This window comes from Acinetobacter sp. WA-87 (genome assembly GCF_039938935.1).
GTDB lineage: Bacteria > Pseudomonadota > Gammaproteobacteria > Pseudomonadales > Moraxellaceae > Acinetobacter > Acinetobacter seifertii.
Map to the genome: position 1 here is coordinate 83,167 of NZ_JBDUVF010000003.1, position 16,701 is coordinate 99,867.

Annotated in this window: 16 protein-coding genes; 10 read left to right on the forward strand and 6 right to left on the reverse strand. The window is 39.3% G+C overall.

What is annotated here, in order from left to right:
* Nucleotides 1-52: 52 nt before the first annotated feature.
* The 3 genes from serB (at nt 53) to ABFY81_RS10535 (ending at nt 2,754) form a co-directional block, all read left to right on the forward strand.
* Complete coding sequence (gene serB, locus ABFY81_RS10525; protein WP_004704817.1) at nt 53-1,276, forward strand: phosphoserine phosphatase SerB; 1,224 nt, start codon at nt 53-55, stop codon at nt 1,274-1,276.
* A 409-nt stretch (nt 1,277-1,685) separates the two neighbouring features.
* Nucleotides 1,686-2,021, forward strand: a complete 336-nt coding sequence (gene aciT, locus ABFY81_RS10530) for a ciprofloxacin tolerance protein AciT (RefSeq protein ID WP_004704819.1) — start codon at nt 1,686-1,688, stop codon at nt 2,019-2,021.
* 253 nt (nt 2,022-2,274) lie between these two features.
* Nucleotides 2,275-2,754 carry a hypothetical protein gene (locus ABFY81_RS10535; RefSeq protein ID WP_019458571.1) on the forward strand — a complete coding sequence of 160 codons (480 nt, stop codon included), beginning with the start codon at nt 2,275-2,277 and terminating at the stop codon, nt 2,752-2,754.
* 44 nt (nt 2,755-2,798) lie between these two features.
* Here the strand turns inward: ABFY81_RS10535 and dtd are convergent, their stop codons facing one another.
* Entirely contained in the window at nt 2,799-3,242 is a 444-nt protein-coding gene (gene dtd, locus ABFY81_RS10540; protein WP_004704823.1) for a D-aminoacyl-tRNA deacylase, read from the reverse strand.
* 168 nt (nt 3,243-3,410) lie between these two features.
* Between dtd and pncB the strand changes: the two genes are divergently transcribed.
* The 6 genes from pncB (at nt 3,411) to ABFY81_RS10570 (ending at nt 9,889) form a co-directional block, all read left to right on the forward strand.
* Entirely contained in the window at nt 3,411-4,625 is a 1,215-nt protein-coding gene (gene pncB, locus ABFY81_RS10545; RefSeq protein WP_019458569.1) for a nicotinate phosphoribosyltransferase, read from the forward strand.
* A 150-nt stretch (nt 4,626-4,775) separates the two neighbouring features.
* Nucleotides 4,776-5,624 (forward strand): rhodanese-like domain-containing protein, encoded by an 849-nt coding sequence (locus ABFY81_RS10550; protein ID WP_134262766.1) that lies wholly within the window; start codon nt 4,776-4,778, stop codon nt 5,622-5,624.
* The gene (asd, locus tag ABFY81_RS10555; RefSeq protein ID WP_004704831.1) at nt 5,621-6,472 is read left to right on the forward strand and encodes an archaetidylserine decarboxylase; all 852 of its coding nucleotides are present in this window, start codon (nt 5,621-5,623) and stop codon (nt 6,470-6,472) included. Before ABFY81_RS10550 ends, asd begins: the two co-directional genes overlap by 4 nt.
* A 410-nt stretch (nt 6,473-6,882) precedes the next feature.
* Nucleotides 6,883-8,103, forward strand: a complete 1,221-nt coding sequence (locus ABFY81_RS10560) for an acetamidase/formamidase family protein (RefSeq protein WP_077165319.1) — start codon at nt 6,883-6,885, stop codon at nt 8,101-8,103.
* 130 nt (nt 8,104-8,233) lie between these two features.
* On the forward strand, nt 8,234-8,653 hold the full coding sequence (locus ABFY81_RS10565; protein WP_191012327.1) for a hypothetical protein: 420 nt from the start codon (nt 8,234-8,236) through the stop codon (nt 8,651-8,653).
* A 39-nt stretch (nt 8,654-8,692) separates the two neighbouring features.
* Nucleotides 8,693-9,889 (forward strand): alpha/beta fold hydrolase, encoded by a 1,197-nt coding sequence (locus ABFY81_RS10570; protein WP_347913743.1) that lies wholly within the window; start codon nt 8,693-8,695, stop codon nt 9,887-9,889.
* 67 nt (nt 9,890-9,956) lie between these two features.
* Here ABFY81_RS10570 and phoR read toward each other — a convergent pair whose 3' ends face one another.
* The 3 genes from phoR to ABFY81_RS10585 all read right to left on the reverse strand — a co-directional run bounded on the left by phoR (nt 9,957) and on the right by ABFY81_RS10585 (nt 12,962).
* On the reverse strand, nt 9,957-11,315 hold the full coding sequence (phoR, locus tag ABFY81_RS10575; RefSeq protein ID WP_049066296.1) for a phosphate regulon sensor histidine kinase PhoR: 1,359 nt from the start codon (nt 11,313-11,315) through the stop codon (nt 9,957-9,959).
* A 9-nt stretch (nt 11,316-11,324) separates the two neighbouring features.
* Nucleotides 11,325-12,035 carry a phosphate regulon transcriptional regulator PhoB gene (phoB, locus tag ABFY81_RS10580; RefSeq protein ID WP_000650776.1) on the reverse strand — a complete coding sequence of 237 codons (711 nt, stop codon included), beginning with the start codon at nt 12,033-12,035 and terminating at the stop codon, nt 11,325-11,327.
* A gap of 255 nt (nt 12,036-12,290) precedes the next feature.
* Complete coding sequence (locus tag ABFY81_RS10585; protein ID WP_004704841.1) at nt 12,291-12,962, reverse strand: TetR/AcrR family transcriptional regulator; 672 nt, start codon at nt 12,960-12,962, stop codon at nt 12,291-12,293.
* A 194-nt stretch (nt 12,963-13,156) separates the two neighbouring features.
* Here ABFY81_RS10585 and ABFY81_RS10590 point away from each other — a divergent pair, with 194 nt between their 5' ends.
* Entirely contained in the window at nt 13,157-13,990 is an 834-nt protein-coding gene (locus tag ABFY81_RS10590) for an SDR family NAD(P)-dependent oxidoreductase (RefSeq protein WP_049063310.1), read from the forward strand.
* Nucleotides 13,991-14,047: 57 nt separating this feature from the next.
* Here the strand turns inward: ABFY81_RS10590 and ABFY81_RS10595 are convergent, their stop codons facing one another.
* Together ABFY81_RS10595 and ABFY81_RS10600 are read right to left on the reverse strand one after the other, a co-directional pair.
* Complete coding sequence (locus tag ABFY81_RS10595; RefSeq protein ID WP_223861079.1) at nt 14,048-15,415, reverse strand: MATE family efflux transporter; 1,368 nt, start codon at nt 15,413-15,415, stop codon at nt 14,048-14,050.
* Between the two features lie 105 nt (nt 15,416-15,520).
* A complete protein-coding gene (locus ABFY81_RS10600) occupies nt 15,521-16,675 on the reverse strand; it encodes a pyridoxal phosphate-dependent aminotransferase (protein WP_077163744.1) in 1,155 nt (384 codons plus the stop codon).
* Between the last annotated feature and the right edge of the window lie 26 nt (nt 16,676-16,701).

The following is a 16,701-nucleotide window of genomic DNA, read 5'->3' on the forward strand; positions in this document are numbered from 1 at the left end:
GAAATTCGATTATGATTCTTACAATAGTTGTCACTCAGACTAGAGTCAATTCATGCGAGAAATCATTCTTATATCCTTTTTAGGACCGGACCAACCAAACCAGTTTACCCGATTAATGCAAGTACTATCCGTACATTCATTGCAAATACTGGATGTAGGTCAGGCCGTTATTCATAATCAACTGACATTGGGCATCGTGGTCGCTTCAGATAATGAAACTGCGACAGCGTTGGCAATGAAAGAGATTTTGATTTTAGCACATGATATTGGCTTAACAGTGCGCTTTAAACCAATCTCGGGCGCAGAATACGATCAATGGGTAAGTGAAGGTGGGCGAACCCGTTATATCGTCACGGCTTTGGCACCAGAGCTTACTGCTGCACACTTACAAGCCGTTACACAAATTGTGTCTAGCCAAGGCTTTAACATCGAAACTGTAACCCGTTTATCAGGTCGTGTAGACATTGAAAAGGACAGTACATTGCCTCGTCGCGCTTGTGTACAGTTCGGTTTAAGCAGTGGTCCAACTTTAGATGCACAAGCAATGCGTGCTGCATGTTTACTTCTTTCAAGCGAATTAAATATTGATGTTGCTGTTCAAGAAGACAACGCTTATCGACGTAACCGCCGTTTAGTGTGCTTCGATATGGACTCAACCTTAATTGAGCAAGAAGTGATTGATGAATTGGCGATTGAAGCAGGGGTAGGCGCACAAGTTGCTGAAATTACTGAAAGAGCAATGCAAGGTGAACTTGATTTCCAGCAAAGCTTCCGCGCACGCGTTGCTTTATTAAAAGGTCTGGATGCTGCTGTTTTACCTAAAATTGCTGAGCGTTTAACCATTACCGAAGGTGCAGAACGCCTCATTTCAACGTTAAAAGCACTTGGATATAAAACGGCTATTTTATCTGGCGGTTTCCAATACTTTGCTGAATATTTACAAGGTAAATTAGGTATTGATGAAGTTCATGCCAACGTTTTAGACGTACAAGATGGCGTTGTAACTGGTGAAGTAAAAGGTGTAATTGTTGATGGCGCACGTAAAGCTGAATTATTACGTGAGCTTGCCAACAAACTTGATATTTCATTAGAGCAGGCAATGGCTGTCGGTGATGGCGCAAATGATTTACCAATGCTTGCGATTGCCGGACTTGGCGTAGCGTATCGCGCTAAACCGCTTGTTCGCCAAAATGCGAATCAGGCGATTTCAAGCGTTGGTTTAGATGGTGTACTGTATTTACTCGGTATGCATGACAAAGATTTGAACCGTGCTTAAATAATACTGAACAATCATTAAGCGCTGCTCAAGAGTAGCGCTTTTTTTATGCAGAATAGTCATAAAAACAAGCAAGTTATGACAAAATTATGCACAGAAAAAAGGCAATAAAAAAAACTGAAAAAAACTTATTTTCAGGTAAAAAAACAGCATAGTTTTTTGTAATGACACGCCAGAATTGATGCCATATAGGACGTAGAACTTTTTGAAATTTAGAAAAATGTAATGACAAAAGAATGTTGCGACAAAGTGTGTCGCATCGACAAATAACAGGTCTTTTTTTCTAAAAAAAAACATCCATAATGCTTTCTAAGCTTCAACACAAATCATGAATTAAAGTTGTTTTTGGAATGAGGTCTGAAGTTCAGACCGAATGTTTTTAGACGTTTTCATTAAGACGGAGGTTTCTATGGTAACAGCGAATTTTGCCGCTATCGCCGGATTCAGCTTAATTGCTGTCGCGCTTGTTGCTGTTTTCTTTTCTCCTTACCGTCGTTGGCTTGGTTTTATGCTTGCAGGGATGTTTTTTTGGGGGCTATTGGAAGTGGTCCGCTTTGGAGTTCAAGTCACTTTTGAAATGCCAGTCACATATAGTTATTTAACTGCACTAAGTCTAGCGATGGTAATGGTCACATTTGTTTTATTACGTGAGGATAAACAGGCACAAAAGGCTTTGGCAAATCGCCAATATATAGAACATACGCCAGTATATGAAGATGACCAACAGCAATGTTCTAGCCGATAATTAAAGTATTATCTAACGCTAAAAAGGTATGCACAGCATGCCTTTTTTATTTACGAAAACATGATTTTTATTATACAAAGCATTTATTAAAAAATAGCCAGTTATGCTACGATAGCGTGGTCTGTTGACGTTTCATATATAGATTGCGTTGCCAATTAGAATATCATCAGTCGATGCACAAAACAGTCAAAGGGAAGCCCTTGTCGAGTTTTGCCCCAAGATTTTCATAAAAATACAATAGGCGTGAATGTTCATGAAACTTTCTTCTATACCTGTAGTTAAGTTACCACTTGTTGATGTTAGTACAGACCCGTTAGATTTATTGGTAGCAGGTTTGGCACTTCGTATGAAACAGTTGGCACGTACAAGTCCTAAGTTTATTGAACTAGTTCATGACCGTGCATTCCGTATTCAAATTGGTACTGACTTAGGTGTTGCTCGCCAAATTATTATTAACCATGGTCACATCGACACAGTCGCGGGTTCACCTGAAAAAGCTGACTTTATTTTGCAATTTGCAGATAGTGAACAAGGTGTAAAAACATTATTAAAAGGCGATCCAACTGCATTTATGACAGGTATGCAAAACGGCAGCATTAAAATGGAAGGCGATTTCAGCTTGCTTGTTTGGTTTAACCAAGCAGCTAAACTCATTCCACCAAAATTACCAAAACCAGTAAAAGAAAAAGTACGTCAGGCGCGTGCTTTCATTAAAGAGAAAACTGGACGTTAATTGCCAGAAATAAAAAAAACTCCCATTTGGGAGTTTTTTTATATTTATGCTTCAACTTCCAGATTGAAAGTGACTGGCCCATCATTTATGAGATGTACTTTCATGTCGGCTGCAAAAATTCCTGTTTGAACTTCTTGAAACTGTGAACGGGTATATTCAACCAACTGTTCATAGAGTGCTTTTGCATCGCTAGGTGGCATAGCTGGACCAAAGTCCGGACGTAAACCTTTTTGGGTTTGAGCCATCAGGGTGAACTGAGAAACAAGCAGAATCCCACCATTTGCCTGAGAGACGTTCCAGCCCATTTTGCCTTGCTCATCATCAAAAATACGATATTTCAAAATTTTATCGATAAGCTTCTGACCCATGGCGAAGGTATCATCTCGGCCTATTCCTAAAAAAACCAATAAGCCATGCTGGATTTCGCCAGTCGTTTCACCGTCTACGACCACTTTAGCTTCAAGAACTCGTTGTATTAAAGCGCGCATTGTTAGAGAGATTTTCTGCAATTGTTTGAATTGATGCAGTTTAGCAGAAATTAATTTAAATGATTTTTAAAAGGAAATTTCATGGAGTTGCAACAATGGTATAAAAGCCCATAATTCATCTATAAAAATATGCTTTAATGCAAAGAAGCAAGCGAATAATCATTGACTATGTCTCCAATTATCCATTCTTTACTTGATACAGACTTGTACAAATTTACGATGCTACAAGTGGTTTTGCACAAATTTCCGCAAACTCATAGCGTCTATCATTTTCGTTGCAGAAACTTAGAAGATACGGTTTATCCATTAGTGGATATTTTGGATGACTTAAATGAGCAACTCGACCATTTATGTAATCTCAAATATAAAGAAGACGAATTGCAATACTTAAGAAAATTGCGTTTTATTAAAAGTGATTTTGTCGATTATTTAGAATTATTCCAACTCAAACGTCGTTTTATTCAAGCCAGTATAGATGCCGAAGGCCGTCTAGATATTCGTATTGAGGGGCCAATGGTTCAGGCCATGATGTTCGAGATTTTTGTGCTGGCGATTGTAAACGAGTTATATTTTAGCCGCATTCGAACAGATGAAGTTTGGGCTGAGGGCGAACGCCGTTTAAAAGCAAAACTCGAATTAATTCAGCAATACGAAAAATCTCAACAGCCGAATGATCCTCCATTTTTAGTTTCCGACTTTGGTACACGCCGTCGCTATAGCTTTGAATGGCAAAAACATGTCGTGGCTGCATTTCATAAAACTGTCCCACATGTGTTCCGTGGTACAAGTAATGTCTTGCTTGCTAAAGAATTAAATATCACGCCAATTGGAACCATGGCGCACGAATTCCTACAAGCGTTTCAGGCCCTTGATGTGCGCTTACGTGACTTTCAAAAAGCTGCTTTAGAAACATGGGTACAGGAGTACCGTGGAGACTTAGGAATTGCTTTGACTGATGTTGTTGGAATGGATGCTTTCCTAAGAGATTTTGACCTGTATTTTGCTAAACTATTTGATGGCTTACGTCACGACAGTGGTGACCCATATGAGTGGGGAGATAAAGCCTACGCGCATTATCGTAAGTTAAAAATTGATACTAAAACCAAAATGCTCACCTTTAGTGATGGTCTCAATTTGCCAAAGGCATGGGAGCTTCACCAATACTTTAAAGATCGTTTTCAGGTAAGTTTCGGTATTGGAACCAATTTGACCAACGATATGGGGCAAACAGCGCTCAATATTGTGTTGAAACTGGTTGAGTGTAACGGTCAGTCGGTTGCCAAAATTTCGGATAGCCCAGGAAAGACCATGACCGACAACGATACGTTCTTGGCCTATTTGCGTCAGGTTTTCCAAATTGAAGAGCTTGATGAAGCTGTTTAATGACAATGTCGTTTGACGACTTGGCAAAGACTCAGTGCTTAAGAATGTTTATATCTGATTTTTTGCTAAATGGTAGCAGAAAATCAGAGTTTGATAGATATAAGCTTATGCTAAGATGAAATTAAGCTGGTATAAAAAGTAACCATGACGATGACCCCTCCTGATTTTAAACTTGATTTACTCATAGAAGCCGAAGAGTTAGTGCCTTATTTAGGCAATGAATATATCCGTATTGTGGATTTAAGCCGTGCATCTGTTTATGAGCAACTTCATATTCCACATGCAATTCATTTACAACCTAAATGGTTGGTGGCTCAACATGAAGAAGCCACTGGCATCTTGCCTGATGAATCGGGTTTACAAGCGCTGATTGAAAAATTGAATATTTCACCAAATCATCATGTGGTGGTCTATGACGATGAAGGTGGGGCATGGGCTGGGCGTTTAATCTGGAATTTACATTGCTTAGGATTTACGCGTACCAGTTTAATTAATGGCGGTATTCATGCATGGTTAGGAGCAGGCTTACCCACAACGGCAGAAGTCGAAAAAGTTTCTCCTGTTGCCGATTTAATTCAAATTGATTTATCGCACGCTGCTCAGTACCGAGTGAACTATGAGGAACTAAGAAAGCAAGTCGAGCAAGAAAGTATTCAGTTATGGGATTGTAGAACAATTGATGAATATAGTGGTATCCGCTTAGCAGCGCGACGCGGTGGTCACATTCCAAATGCCCTTCATTTTGAGTGGAGTACTGCACTTAATCGTCAAAATCATCTAAAATTGCATCCGCTTGAACGCACGCGGCAGCGCCTTGAACAACTTGGGTTCGATTTACAGCAACCTGTAGTCGTGTACTGCCAGTCACATCACCGTTCCGGTCTGGCCTACATTTTGACTAGACTTTTGGGGTGGGAAGCAAAAGCCTATGATGGTGCGTGGAGTGAATGGGGCAATCGCCTCGATAGTCCTATTATTACTGGAGAATCACCGTCGTGAGTTTCACATCTCGATTAAAAAAAGAATTATTTATTAAGGCACAAAATCTTGTTCCTCAACATCAATTGAGCCGTGTAGTGGGTAAAGTTGCTGCGAGTGAAAATCCAGTTATAAAAACTGCTGTTATTCAAGCATTTAAAACTAAGTATGGGATTGATTTATCGATTGCTGAACAAGGCAATGCATTGAAATATAAATCTTTTAATGACTTTTTTACCCGTGCTTTAAAAGATGGCGTACGTTTGGTCGACGAAAATGCAGATAGCATTGTTTCACCAGCAGATGGCGCTATTTCACAAATTGGTAAAATTACTGCTGGCGAAGTTTTTCAGGCAAAAGGCCAAAGCTTCTCTGTAGAGAAACTCATTGGCGACCCACAACTTGCTCAACCTTTCCAAGAAGGTGAGTTTGCAACAGTTTACCTCTCACCACGCGACTATCACCGTGTTCATATGCCATTTGCAGGTACATTAACTGAAACGTTGTATGTACCGGGTGAGCTATTTTCAGTAAATCAGGTGACCGCTGAAAATGTACCGGGATTATTTGCCCGTAATGAACGCATGGTGTGTTTGTTTGATACTGAACTTGGACGTATGGCTGTTGTTTTAGTCGGCGCTATGATTGTTGCTGGTATTGAAACTGTAGCAACAGGCAAGGTAAAGCCTTCAGGTCGTATCGAATTACAACATCATCAGTTAAAGCTAGAAAAAGGTGCTGAGCTTGGCCGTTTTTATTTAGGTTCTACTGCGGTTATCTTATTTGAAAAAGATAAGGTCGAGTGGGAAAAGCGTTTTAAAGCTGAGTCTGTTGTTGTGATGGGCGAGCGTATGGGTCATACAGTTTAATAAGCTATATAACTTATATAAAATATGAACCCTGAATAAAGTTATTCAGGGTTTTTAAATTTAAGTGATGTAAAAATATAATATATTATTATGTTCTTGTTTATATTATTTTGAAATAATATTATTAAGTGGTCTAAATTAGGACATTATATGCACTAGATATATTTATGTATGATTGAAATGATCAAGAATATTCAACGTTAGTAAATAGAAATGAAAATAGATATTTGATTTAGACTTAAGTCGTACTTTTAATTTTATTTGAAGATAAGTGTTTAAATCTAAAAATTATTTATTTTTTTATAAACATTAAGTTTCTTTTACATATTATAAAAAAATTAGCTTTGGCATAATGTTTGCTAACTATTCAGGACTTTACTCTAACTTTCATATATTTAGGTTCTGAAATCATGTTAAATGTTAAACAGCTGACAGCTTCGGTTTTATCTGTACTTTGCATTTCACTCACTCATGCAGATGATTTTAAAGTTTTAAACCAAATTTCAAAACAGCCTACTCAAATTCAAACTGGAGAATATAAAGGTAATTATTATGTTCCTTCTACTTTAAATACGATTACATGGGGATATTTACCAAATCGAGATGCTAAACCTGTGCTTACTGTTCCGTCGGGTAGTGTTGTAACGTTTGATACGGTTTCTCATGAAGGTTTGCTTGAAGACCAAGGGCGTAATGCTGAAAAGTTCTTTAAATCGAAAGGTGTAAAATCTAATGAAATATTGGAAGAAGCACAAACAATTACCCAGTCAAATTTAAAGCATGATTTTCATAAAGATGGGCCACATATTGTGACAGGTCCTGTTGCAATTGAAGGTGCACAGCCTGGCGATATTTTAAAAGTTGAAGTACTTAAAGTTGAGCCGCGTGTACCTTACGGTGTTATTTCAAATCGACATGGTAAAGGTGCTTTAGTGGGTGAGTTTCCTAAGAAAGCAAAGCAAGAAAATGCATCGGCTGAGCATCCTGAACGTTATGGAAATGTATCGATTTTCACCCCAATTGAAAAAAATGCTAAAGGTGAGTACGAAGGTGTATTAAAAACAGAATCGGGTAAATCAATACGTTTCCCGCTGTATCCTTTTATGGGAATTATGGGGGTAGCAGCCAATACGTCTGAGCCTGTTCACTCTGTACCACCTGCAATGTATGGCGGAAATATTGATATTAATGAACTAGGTGCAGGTTCAACAGCCTATTATCCTGTTCAGGTCAAAGGCGCATTATTCTATACGGGTGATAGCCATTTCGCGCAAGGGGATGGTGAAGTCGCATTAACTGCACTCGAAGCTTCAGCACGTGCAACACTAAAATTTACCTTGCTTAAAGCTGGTAAAGACAAAATACCGGGCAAGGAGCTAAAACAACCTTTAGCTGAAAATGCTGAGTTTTGGATTACGCCGGGACTTGACGAAGATCTAGATGAGGCGATGAGGAAATCTACACGTGAAGCTATTCGTTTCTTAAACCAAGAATATGGTATTGATGAAGCGACGGCATATGCGTATTTAAGTGCTGCAACAGATTTTGAAGTTTCACAAGTTGTAGATAAAACTAAAGGTATTCACGCAAAAATCAGAAAAGCTGATTTTAAAGAGTTTGAGAGCAAATAATTATATGATCTGTGCTTGGTATTTAATATTTTAAATATCAAGCTAAATCTCATTTCAACTATTAATAAGTTTTATATATTTTATAGTTGAGTATAATAAGTCTCACATATATTTATTACTATAAAATCTAATGAACTTACTTCCGAACGTCTCACTATATCTTGCTGCGATATTAACATTCTGCGCTGCATTACTTCATTTTATTTGTGTGTTCTGGGGAGCAAATGGTTTTCGGTTTTTAGGGGCCGGAAAAAGTATTGTCCAGATGGTTGAAAGAGGTGATTGGTATCCGAATTTTATGGCAATTTCGGTTGGTTTTATTCTTTGTATTTTTTCTTTTTATGCTTTTTGTGCAGCAAGTGTCTTTATCAGTTTGCCGTTTGAAAAAATTATTATTTCTCTCGTTGCGATTATATTTATTTTGCGTGGTTTGGCATTTCCGTGGTTAAAGGCTAGATTTAGTGGGAATAGTGATCTATTTTGGTATATAAGTTCTTTCATTTGCCTCTTGTTGGGTTCGTTATATGCAATAGGGGCATATTTTTTATAAGTTCAACTTGAATTGATTAGAAAGTAGAGGAGTAATCCCTTGATTAAAAAAAGTAATTCGTTTTTTAAAATTTTATTTAGTAGTGCTTGTTTAGTGTCTGGCTCTGCTATGGCTGCGTCAATTACAGATTTGAACAAGCAAATTGTGAACGATAAACCAGGTTCAATACTGTCTATAGCACAGCAAGATGTAACGAATTTATTTCCTCACGCCGATCAGCGTTTGTTAATAAATTATCGTAGTCGAGGTGTGAACGGTGAACCTATCGTTACCTCAGCATTTATTTTACTACCGAAAGGAACACCGCCTAAAAATGGCTGGCCTATACTTGCTTGGGCACATGGTACGACAGGAGTTGCTGACACCTGCGCACCTTCGGGTGACTATGTAGGTGGCCCAGTTCATTCATATCAAGAAGTTGCTTCTAAAGCTTTAGATAGTTGGCTTGCACGAGGCTACGCAGTTGTTGCACCTGATTATCAGGGTTTAGGTACACCGGGTGGGCATCCTTATATGAATGCAAAAAGCCAACTGCATACGGTGGTCGATGCCGTACGAGCATTACATGTGTTGAAGCCAAAAGATTTCAATAAACAGTGGTTAGTCATGGGACATAGCCAAGGTGGGGCTGCGGCAATTGCAGTATCTGCTTATGGCCAAAAAGATGCGCCTGAACTGGATTTAAAAGGAGCGATTGCGCTTGCGCCAGGCGGTTATCAATATGAAGGTATTGCAGAATATGTGAAAACTAATCCGAACCCAGAACCTAGTGTGGCTGCTTTTTTCCCGATTGTATTATTAGGCGCACAAGCAGCTGAACCAAGCATTGTTCCTGAAAACTTAGTCAGTCCTGAAATGAACGCTGTGCTGACTCAAGGACGTAGCCACTGTTTATCTGAACTTCAATCTGATTTGAAGAAATCTCCTTCGAGCATATTTAAAGCTGATGCAGACTTAAAACCTCTTTTGGCTTATCTAAAACAGCAGTCCATTGAAAATATGGTGCCGACTGTACCGTTAATGATCGTGCAGGGTTCTAAAGACCATTTAGTTGACCCGAGAGGAACATATGCTTATTACCAACAGTTATGTAAATTAAAAAAACCAACGATTTATCAAACGATTGATGGTGGAGATCATCGTGATGCACTGCGTCAAAGTAATACTTTTGCCACTAATTTCTTAAATGTTATACAGAAAAACCAAAGTAAGTCGTATTGCTCGACTTCTAAATAGACAGAGTGTGATTTTCACAAAAAAGCCGACTTTTCATAAGTCGGCTTTTTATATATGAGGGGTAATTTTAGGTCATGTTATATAGTCTTTCTTTTGGAAAAACTGCGGTAAATGTTGACCCTTCATTTTCTTTAGATTGCACGTCTAAATAAGCGCCGTGTTGCATCAATACGTGTTTTACAATCGCCAAACCTAAACCCGTTCCACCTGTTTGACGACTACGGTCGCTGTCTACACGGTAAAAGCGTTCAGTCAGTCGCGGCAAATGTTTTGGGTTAATCCCAATGCCTGTATCTTGTACGCTAAAGTAAGCATGTTCACCATCGTCGTGCCAACCAATGGTAATCGTTCCACCTTTTGGTGTGTACTTAATGGCATTGGTAATTAAATTACTAAATGCACTAGCAATTTCCATGTCTGAACCAATGAGGTCACAGTGGCTATCAATATGTAAATTGAGCGTGTGTCCATAATCGGCATTGTAAGCCTGAGCATCATCAAAGAGTTGATTCATTAAACTCGGCATTTCAATAATCTGATTTTTTGCAATTTTTTTGTTGTTTTCTAAATTCGATAACAGCAATAAATCATTCACTAACGCATTCATACGTTTGGTTTGTGATTGCATTTGGTCAAATGCACGTTTCCAGCGTGGGCTAATATCTTCTTGATCGGTAAATGTTTCGATGTAGCCACTGAGTACAGTTAATGGAGTACGTAGTTCATGCGAAATATTGTCGACGAAGTCTTTACGCATTTGCTCAAGGTTATGCATACGAGTCACGTCATAAGCGACAAGTAAGCGGCTTTCACCACCAAACCGTGTGAGTTTGACTTGCACATAACGATCATCATCAAAGTTGGAATGTAGCTTAATGCCGTCAGGTGCCTGATCAATGTTGTTAAAATATTCAATAAAAGTAGGCTGGCGCAAAATCGTTAATAAGTTGCGACCACGGTCGAGTGGGCTAATACCCAATAAACGCTCTGCGGCAGGGTTCCACCATTCAATTTGATGTTGATCATCAATGAGTACAACGGCTTCAGCTAGCGCAACTAAAGAGGATTGAGCGCGGTCAATCAGCCCAACCATTTCGGCTTGAACAATACGTTCCTGACGCTGAGCACGATACACATTAAACAATAGTGCCCCCCAAATACCACTTAAGTTGGGAGGAACATCGTAAGGATTGTTGGCAATCCAATCATTGACCAAATATAAAGAACGTAACTGGAGTGCAAAAAACACCACGAAGGCGATAAAAATACAGCTCCAGAAATACCCAACCCCTAAACCGACTAAACCCGCAATAATCAGGAAAAATAATAAAAGCCGTAAATCTTGTTTAGCAAACGTCCATAAACTACTGTAACGAGAAAGTTTTTGTTCACGTACCTGTTCAGGGACGGGGTAGGGTTCATACATAAATTTTGGTTAACCTGCGGCTAAATCTGCACGTGTTGAGAAACGATAACCTGTACCACGTACTGTCTGAACAAATCGGTCAACACCAAAAGGTTCTAAGACTTTACGTAAACGACGAATATGTACATCGATGGTACGATCTTCGATGTATACATTACCGCCCCATACCTGATCGAGCAACTGCGCACGTGTATATGCACGCTCTGGATGGGTCATAAAAAATGCAAGCAAGCGATATTCAGTTGGTCCCATATCTAAAATACTGTTGCCAAAGCTTACACGCTGGCTTACAGGATCAAGAATTAAACCATTGGCATCAATCGTTTTTTCACCGCTTAATGCATTTGCACGGCGTAGAACTGCTTTAATACGAGAAACCAGTTCACGTGTTGAAAATGGCTTCGTCATATAGTCGTCTGCACCGGCATCTAGACCTTGTACTTTGTGGTCTTCTTCTCCGCGAGCGGTGAGCATAATGACTGGAATTTCTGCTAAATTTTCATCGCGTTTTAAGCGGCGGCATAAGTCGACACCACTCACCCCTCCAGGTAACATCCAATCGAGCAAGATAAGCGCCGGACGTTGGTCGACGATAATTTGATGAGCCTGTTTAGCATCTTCAGCCTGTAAACATTGAAAGCCTGCCATGTCCAAAGAAGTATGGATCATTTCACGAATAGGAAGCTCATCATCGACAATTAAAATGTAGTCATCTTTCACAGCGTAATACCTTGTAGATTTTAACGGTGAACCGTTTTGTAGTTATGACAGGCTTATTACAAAGATTAATTATGACAATTTCATTGCAGAAAAGTCTATAAAATCGAATTTAGCAATAATTTGTGACAAAAATACGGCAAGCACATGACCGAATGATGACAGGAAAACATAAATTTTCTTAAAATCATTCAAGGTGTTACCAGTTTGCTTTCCTATAGGTTTCTTAGGTCAAAGTCGTGTCAAAAAACTTTAATATTATTTTGAAACTTGTGCCAATAAAGATAAGAAAACAATACGGCAAGCTGTCAAAACTTGCTCTAGAGACTGCTCAAAGCCTCCCATCACCCAGCGAATCGCAATTTGTGTCACGTATCCGTTTAAGCCAGTTGCGATTAAAGATAGCTCATTTTCATGATGTTGAATTTGCGGCATGGTCAGCATAACGAAAGCTTGAATCATACGGTCAAACTGAGCAAGTGTTTCCTGAATGGTGGCCTGATTATGTAATTCTTGAACCAGAACTGCATCAACATAGATGATACGAGCTAGTCTCGGGTCATCTTTTAAGGTTGTCAGCAGTGCTCTTAAGCCCGCATCGACCATTTTTTCTGGATCTGGCGCAGCTTTAATCACAGCCTGCATTAAGTTTTGTTGTAACTCTTCAATCATTTTTAAAAAGATAGTTTGGAATAAATCCTCACTCTTTTTAAAAGATTCATAAAAATAGCGCTCGGTGAGTTTTGCTTCTTGGCAAACATCTTTTACCGTCACTGAAAAAAAGCCGAGAGTTCCATAAGTTGCAATACCTGCTTCAATCAGTTTTTCGCGGCGTGCCTCTTTACGCTCAGTAAGAGATAACCCTTTGAACTGACGTTCTTTACTCACAGTTTTTGTTTTCTTTTTACTGGTTGAGTCGTTTGTCGCCATAAAAAATGGTTTCCTGATTTATCGGTTTTTCGGCAAATATGGGCCTATGATAAAGCCGTCAGCAGAATTGTGCCAATCTATCTGAAATTACAGTGTACTATATTGACAATGAATATTGTCAAAATTATATTAAAAGAGTCTAAAGTGCACATGCAATGAACCGATTGTGCAAATCGAAAAACAAAGGATGGACAATGAAAAATTTTAAAAACAAAGTCGCTGCAATTACGGGCGCAGGTTCTGGCATTGGGCAACAACTAGCAATTCTCTTGGCAAAACAAGGCTGCCATCTTTCTTTGAGTGATATTAATGAAAAGGGCTTAGAGAAAACTGTTGAGCTGTTAAAACCCTACAGCAACATTAGCGTAACAACTAAAAAGTTAGACGTTTCTAACCGTGAAGCGGTAAAACAGTGGGCACAGGAAACTGTGCAAGATCATGGTTCTGTTAATCTCATTTTTAACAATGCCGGCGTTGCCTTAGGTTCAACTGTAGAAGGCGCGACCTATGAAGATTTAGAGTGGATCGTTGGAATTAACTTCTGGGGTGTGGTTTACGGTACTAAAGAATTTTTACCGTTTATTAAGCAAACTCAAGATGGTCATATTATTAATATTTCGAGCTTATTTGGTTTAACTGCTCAACCTACTCAGTCTGGCTATAATGCCACTAAATTTGCGGTGCGTGGTTTTACCGAGTCATTACGCCAAGAGCTAGATATTGAAAAATGTGGCGTAAGCTCGTTGTGCGTACATCCGGGTGGTATCCGCACCAATATTGCTAAAGCTGCAAAAATGAGTGATAGCTTGAACACCTTGGGTATGGATCCGACAAAATCGATTCAAAATTTTGACAAGTTATTGCGTACCCCACCAGAAGAAGCGGCTCGTCAAATTTTGGATGCAGTTTTGAAAAATAAGCGTCGTTTACTCATTGGTAGTGATGCAAAAATTCTGGATGCATTCCAACGTTTATTCCCGACAGGGTACCAACGTGCTTCAACCATTGTGACCAAATTAATGAAATAACTTTTAATGTAAAAAAAGCCATCATTTGATGGCTTTTTTTATAAGGCTTAATGCATTCTAAATAAGAACTTTGATCTTCTTTTTCTTCCAAATAAACTGATAATACAAGCCTTGAACAATACAGAGGCTGACAAATGCCAAGGCATAAGCAAACCAAATCCCTTTAAGTCCCCACATTGAGCTAAACCAGTAAGCACATGGAATTTCAATAAATAAAATAGCCGATATGTTTAATAGCATTGGGGCTGTTACGGTACCACTGGCACGCATTATGGATGCAAAAATGGCACCTGCACCAAAGAACAAAATTGCCCAAAGTACAATAAATAAAAGTTGCTGCCCTAACACCACCACAGTTGGGTCGGTAATGAATAAAGCCATTAAATATTTTGAAAATAGATAGCCCAGTGCGATTAGGGTACCTGTAAATAAAAAGTTCATACCTAGAGCCGTGCGGGTAACACGTGCAAGTAGGTCTGATTTACCTGCACCAATGGCTTGTGCTGCAAAAATTGAAGCTGCAATTGAGATTGATAAAGCAGGAAACTGAATATAGTTGAGTACTTGGTTCACAGCACCATATGCAGCTGTCGCATGAGCGCCAAAACGGTTGACTAAACCTACAATCACGAGTCCTGCCATAGAGGTGGTAATCATTTGAATACCAGTTGGCACACCTAGGCGCAAAATGATTTTGCTTAAGTCTGGGTTATGACGAATATGCTGCAAAAGTTGGCGGTTCGGTCGAAGCGGATGCTTTTTCTTGTTTAGGTAAATTGCCAGAAAAATTAGAATCGCAATATAACTAATAATAGACGCTATAGCCGGTGCAATAATACCGAGAGCAGGAAAACCAAAATAACCCTTAAGCAATATAGGGGTAATAATTACGCCAATTACACTAGTTAAAGCAAGAGCCAGTAAAGGTGTCGTACTGTCACCTACACCGCGTAAAATTGAGGTATAGATAATATAGACAAAGAGAAGTGGACTACCTGCCAACATCCACTGCACATAAGGCAATGAGAGATGCATGACCTTTGGGTCGGTGCCTAAAAGTTCTAAAATATCGTGGGCAAAAAACACACCAATAATTGCAGTAATGATACCGCCAATAATGGTCATAAACAGAGTAGACCCTACGACACTTTGAACTTTTTCTATATCCTGCGCACCCCATGCTTGCCCGACTAAAATAGTCGTACCAGTTGAAATTCCGATAATAAAAGCCAGCAGTAAAAACAAAATGGGGAAATATACAGAAACTGCGGCAATTGCATCGACCCCCATCATTTGGCCAACAAAAATGGTGTTAATGGTGCCAGACAAGTTCTGCAAAATATTGGTTGCAATGAGTGGTAATAAGAAAACAAAAAATGTTTTCCATAGATTTTGCTGATGAATTAAAGACTGTCTTGGTGGCATGTATTCTCCATCGCCCATCTCTTTGATGAGCGGGGCAGATATTCAACTTAGCATATTTAGAGGAAATTTCTTGTAGTGTTTTGCTATGCTAAGTTTCTAAATTTATTAACATTCATTCAAGATTTCTCCTGCTTTTTGCAATGTTTCATCATTTTTAGCAAAGCAGAAACGAATGAGGCGTAAAGACTCAGGCGCTTGTTGGTAAAACACCGAAACTGGAATAGCCACAATTTTATGTTGCTCGGCAAGAAACTGGCACATTTCAACATCGTTTAAATCGGGTCTAATCTGGCTGTAGTCAAGGTTTTGGAAATAAGTGCCTTGAGATGGCTTAAGTAAAAAACGGCTATTGTGAATTGCCTGATTAAATCGATCCCGCTTAGTTTGATAAAACTGTGAAAGTTCCCGAATATGTTCCGGATGCTGTTGCATATATTGCGCTAGGGCAATCTGACAAGGTGTCGTGCCACAGAAATTCGCATATTGGTAAATCTGACGGAATAAACGCATTAATTCGGGTGAAGCCACACAGTAACCTGTTTTCCAACCTGTCACATGAAAGGTTTTCCCAAAAGAACCAATCACAAAACTACGTTCTCTAAGCTCTGGAAAATGCAACGCACTAAAGTGTTGCTGACCGTCAAAAACTAAGTGTTCATACACTTCATCAGATAAAACCACAATATTTTTATCTCGAATCAGTTCAATAAGCTCTAACCAGTCCTGTTTTTCCCATATGGTGCCAGTTGGATTGTGGGGCGTGTTCACCACAATCATACGGGTTTTGTCATTAATCAAATCTTTAACTTGCTGCCAGTCAACCTTAAAGTCAGGTGCTTGCAGGGCAATACGAACAGCTTTGCCACCTGCTAGCTGAACAGAAGGGCTGTAGCTGTCATAACTCGGGTCAAAAATAATGACTTCATCACCTGCATTAATACATGCCTGTATGGCACAGAAAATAGCGATGGTCGCGCCAGGTGTAATCGTGATTTGTGTGACAGGATCAAGTTGAAGTTGGTCGCGCTGTTGAAACTGTAAAGCAAGTTGTTCACGCAGAGCGAGAATGCCATCACCAGGTGGGTACTGATTATGTCCAGCTAAAGTTGCCTGTGAGAGGGCTTCGAGCAAAGCAGGAGGTGCAGGAAAGTCAGGGAAACCTTGTGAAAGGTTAAGTGCACCCAAGCGCTGTGCCATTGCCGTCATGGTACTAAAAATAGTTACCCCTTGTGCGGGCAATTTTGACTGAAGCTGTAGCATGTTGTTCTCTTAAAGAAATGATTAGG

Excerpts from the sequence above, each read along its gene's own strand:
- serB (WP_004704817.1), top strand. The coding sequence starts at position 53 with ATGCGAGAAATCATTCTTATATCCTTTTTAGGACCGGACCAACCAAAC.
- aciT (WP_004704819.1), top strand. The coding sequence starts at position 1,686 with ATGGTAACAGCGAATTTTGCCGCTATCGCCGGATTCAGCTTAATTGCT.
- ABFY81_RS10535 (WP_019458571.1), top strand. The coding sequence starts at position 2,275 with ATGAAACTTTCTTCTATACCTGTAGTTAAGTTACCACTTGTTGATGTT.
- dtd (WP_004704823.1), bottom strand. The coding sequence starts at position 3,242 with ATGCGCGCTTTAATACAACGAGTTCTTGAAGCTAAAGTGGTCGTAGAC.
- pncB (WP_019458569.1), top strand. The coding sequence starts at position 3,411 with ATGTCTCCAATTATCCATTCTTTACTTGATACAGACTTGTACAAATTT.
- ABFY81_RS10550 (WP_134262766.1), top strand. The coding sequence starts at position 4,776 with ATGACCCCTCCTGATTTTAAACTTGATTTACTCATAGAAGCCGAAGAG.
- ABFY81_RS10560 (WP_077165319.1), top strand. The coding sequence starts at position 6,883 with ATGTTAAATGTTAAACAGCTGACAGCTTCGGTTTTATCTGTACTTTGC.
- ABFY81_RS10565 (WP_191012327.1), top strand. The coding sequence starts at position 8,234 with ATGAACTTACTTCCGAACGTCTCACTATATCTTGCTGCGATATTAACA.
- phoR (WP_049066296.1), bottom strand. The coding sequence starts at position 11,315 with ATGTATGAACCCTACCCCGTCCCTGAACAGGTACGTGAACAAAAACTT.
- ABFY81_RS10585 (WP_004704841.1), bottom strand. The coding sequence starts at position 12,962 with ATGGCGACAAACGACTCAACCAGTAAAAAGAAAACAAAAACTGTGAGT.
- ABFY81_RS10590 (WP_049063310.1), top strand. The coding sequence starts at position 13,157 with ATGAAAAATTTTAAAAACAAAGTCGCTGCAATTACGGGCGCAGGTTCT.
- ABFY81_RS10595 (WP_223861079.1), bottom strand. The coding sequence starts at position 15,415 with ATGCCACCAAGACAGTCTTTAATTCATCAGCAAAATCTATGGAAAACA.
- ABFY81_RS10600 (WP_077163744.1), bottom strand. The coding sequence starts at position 16,675 with ATGCTACAGCTTCAGTCAAAATTGCCCGCACAAGGGGTAACTATTTTT.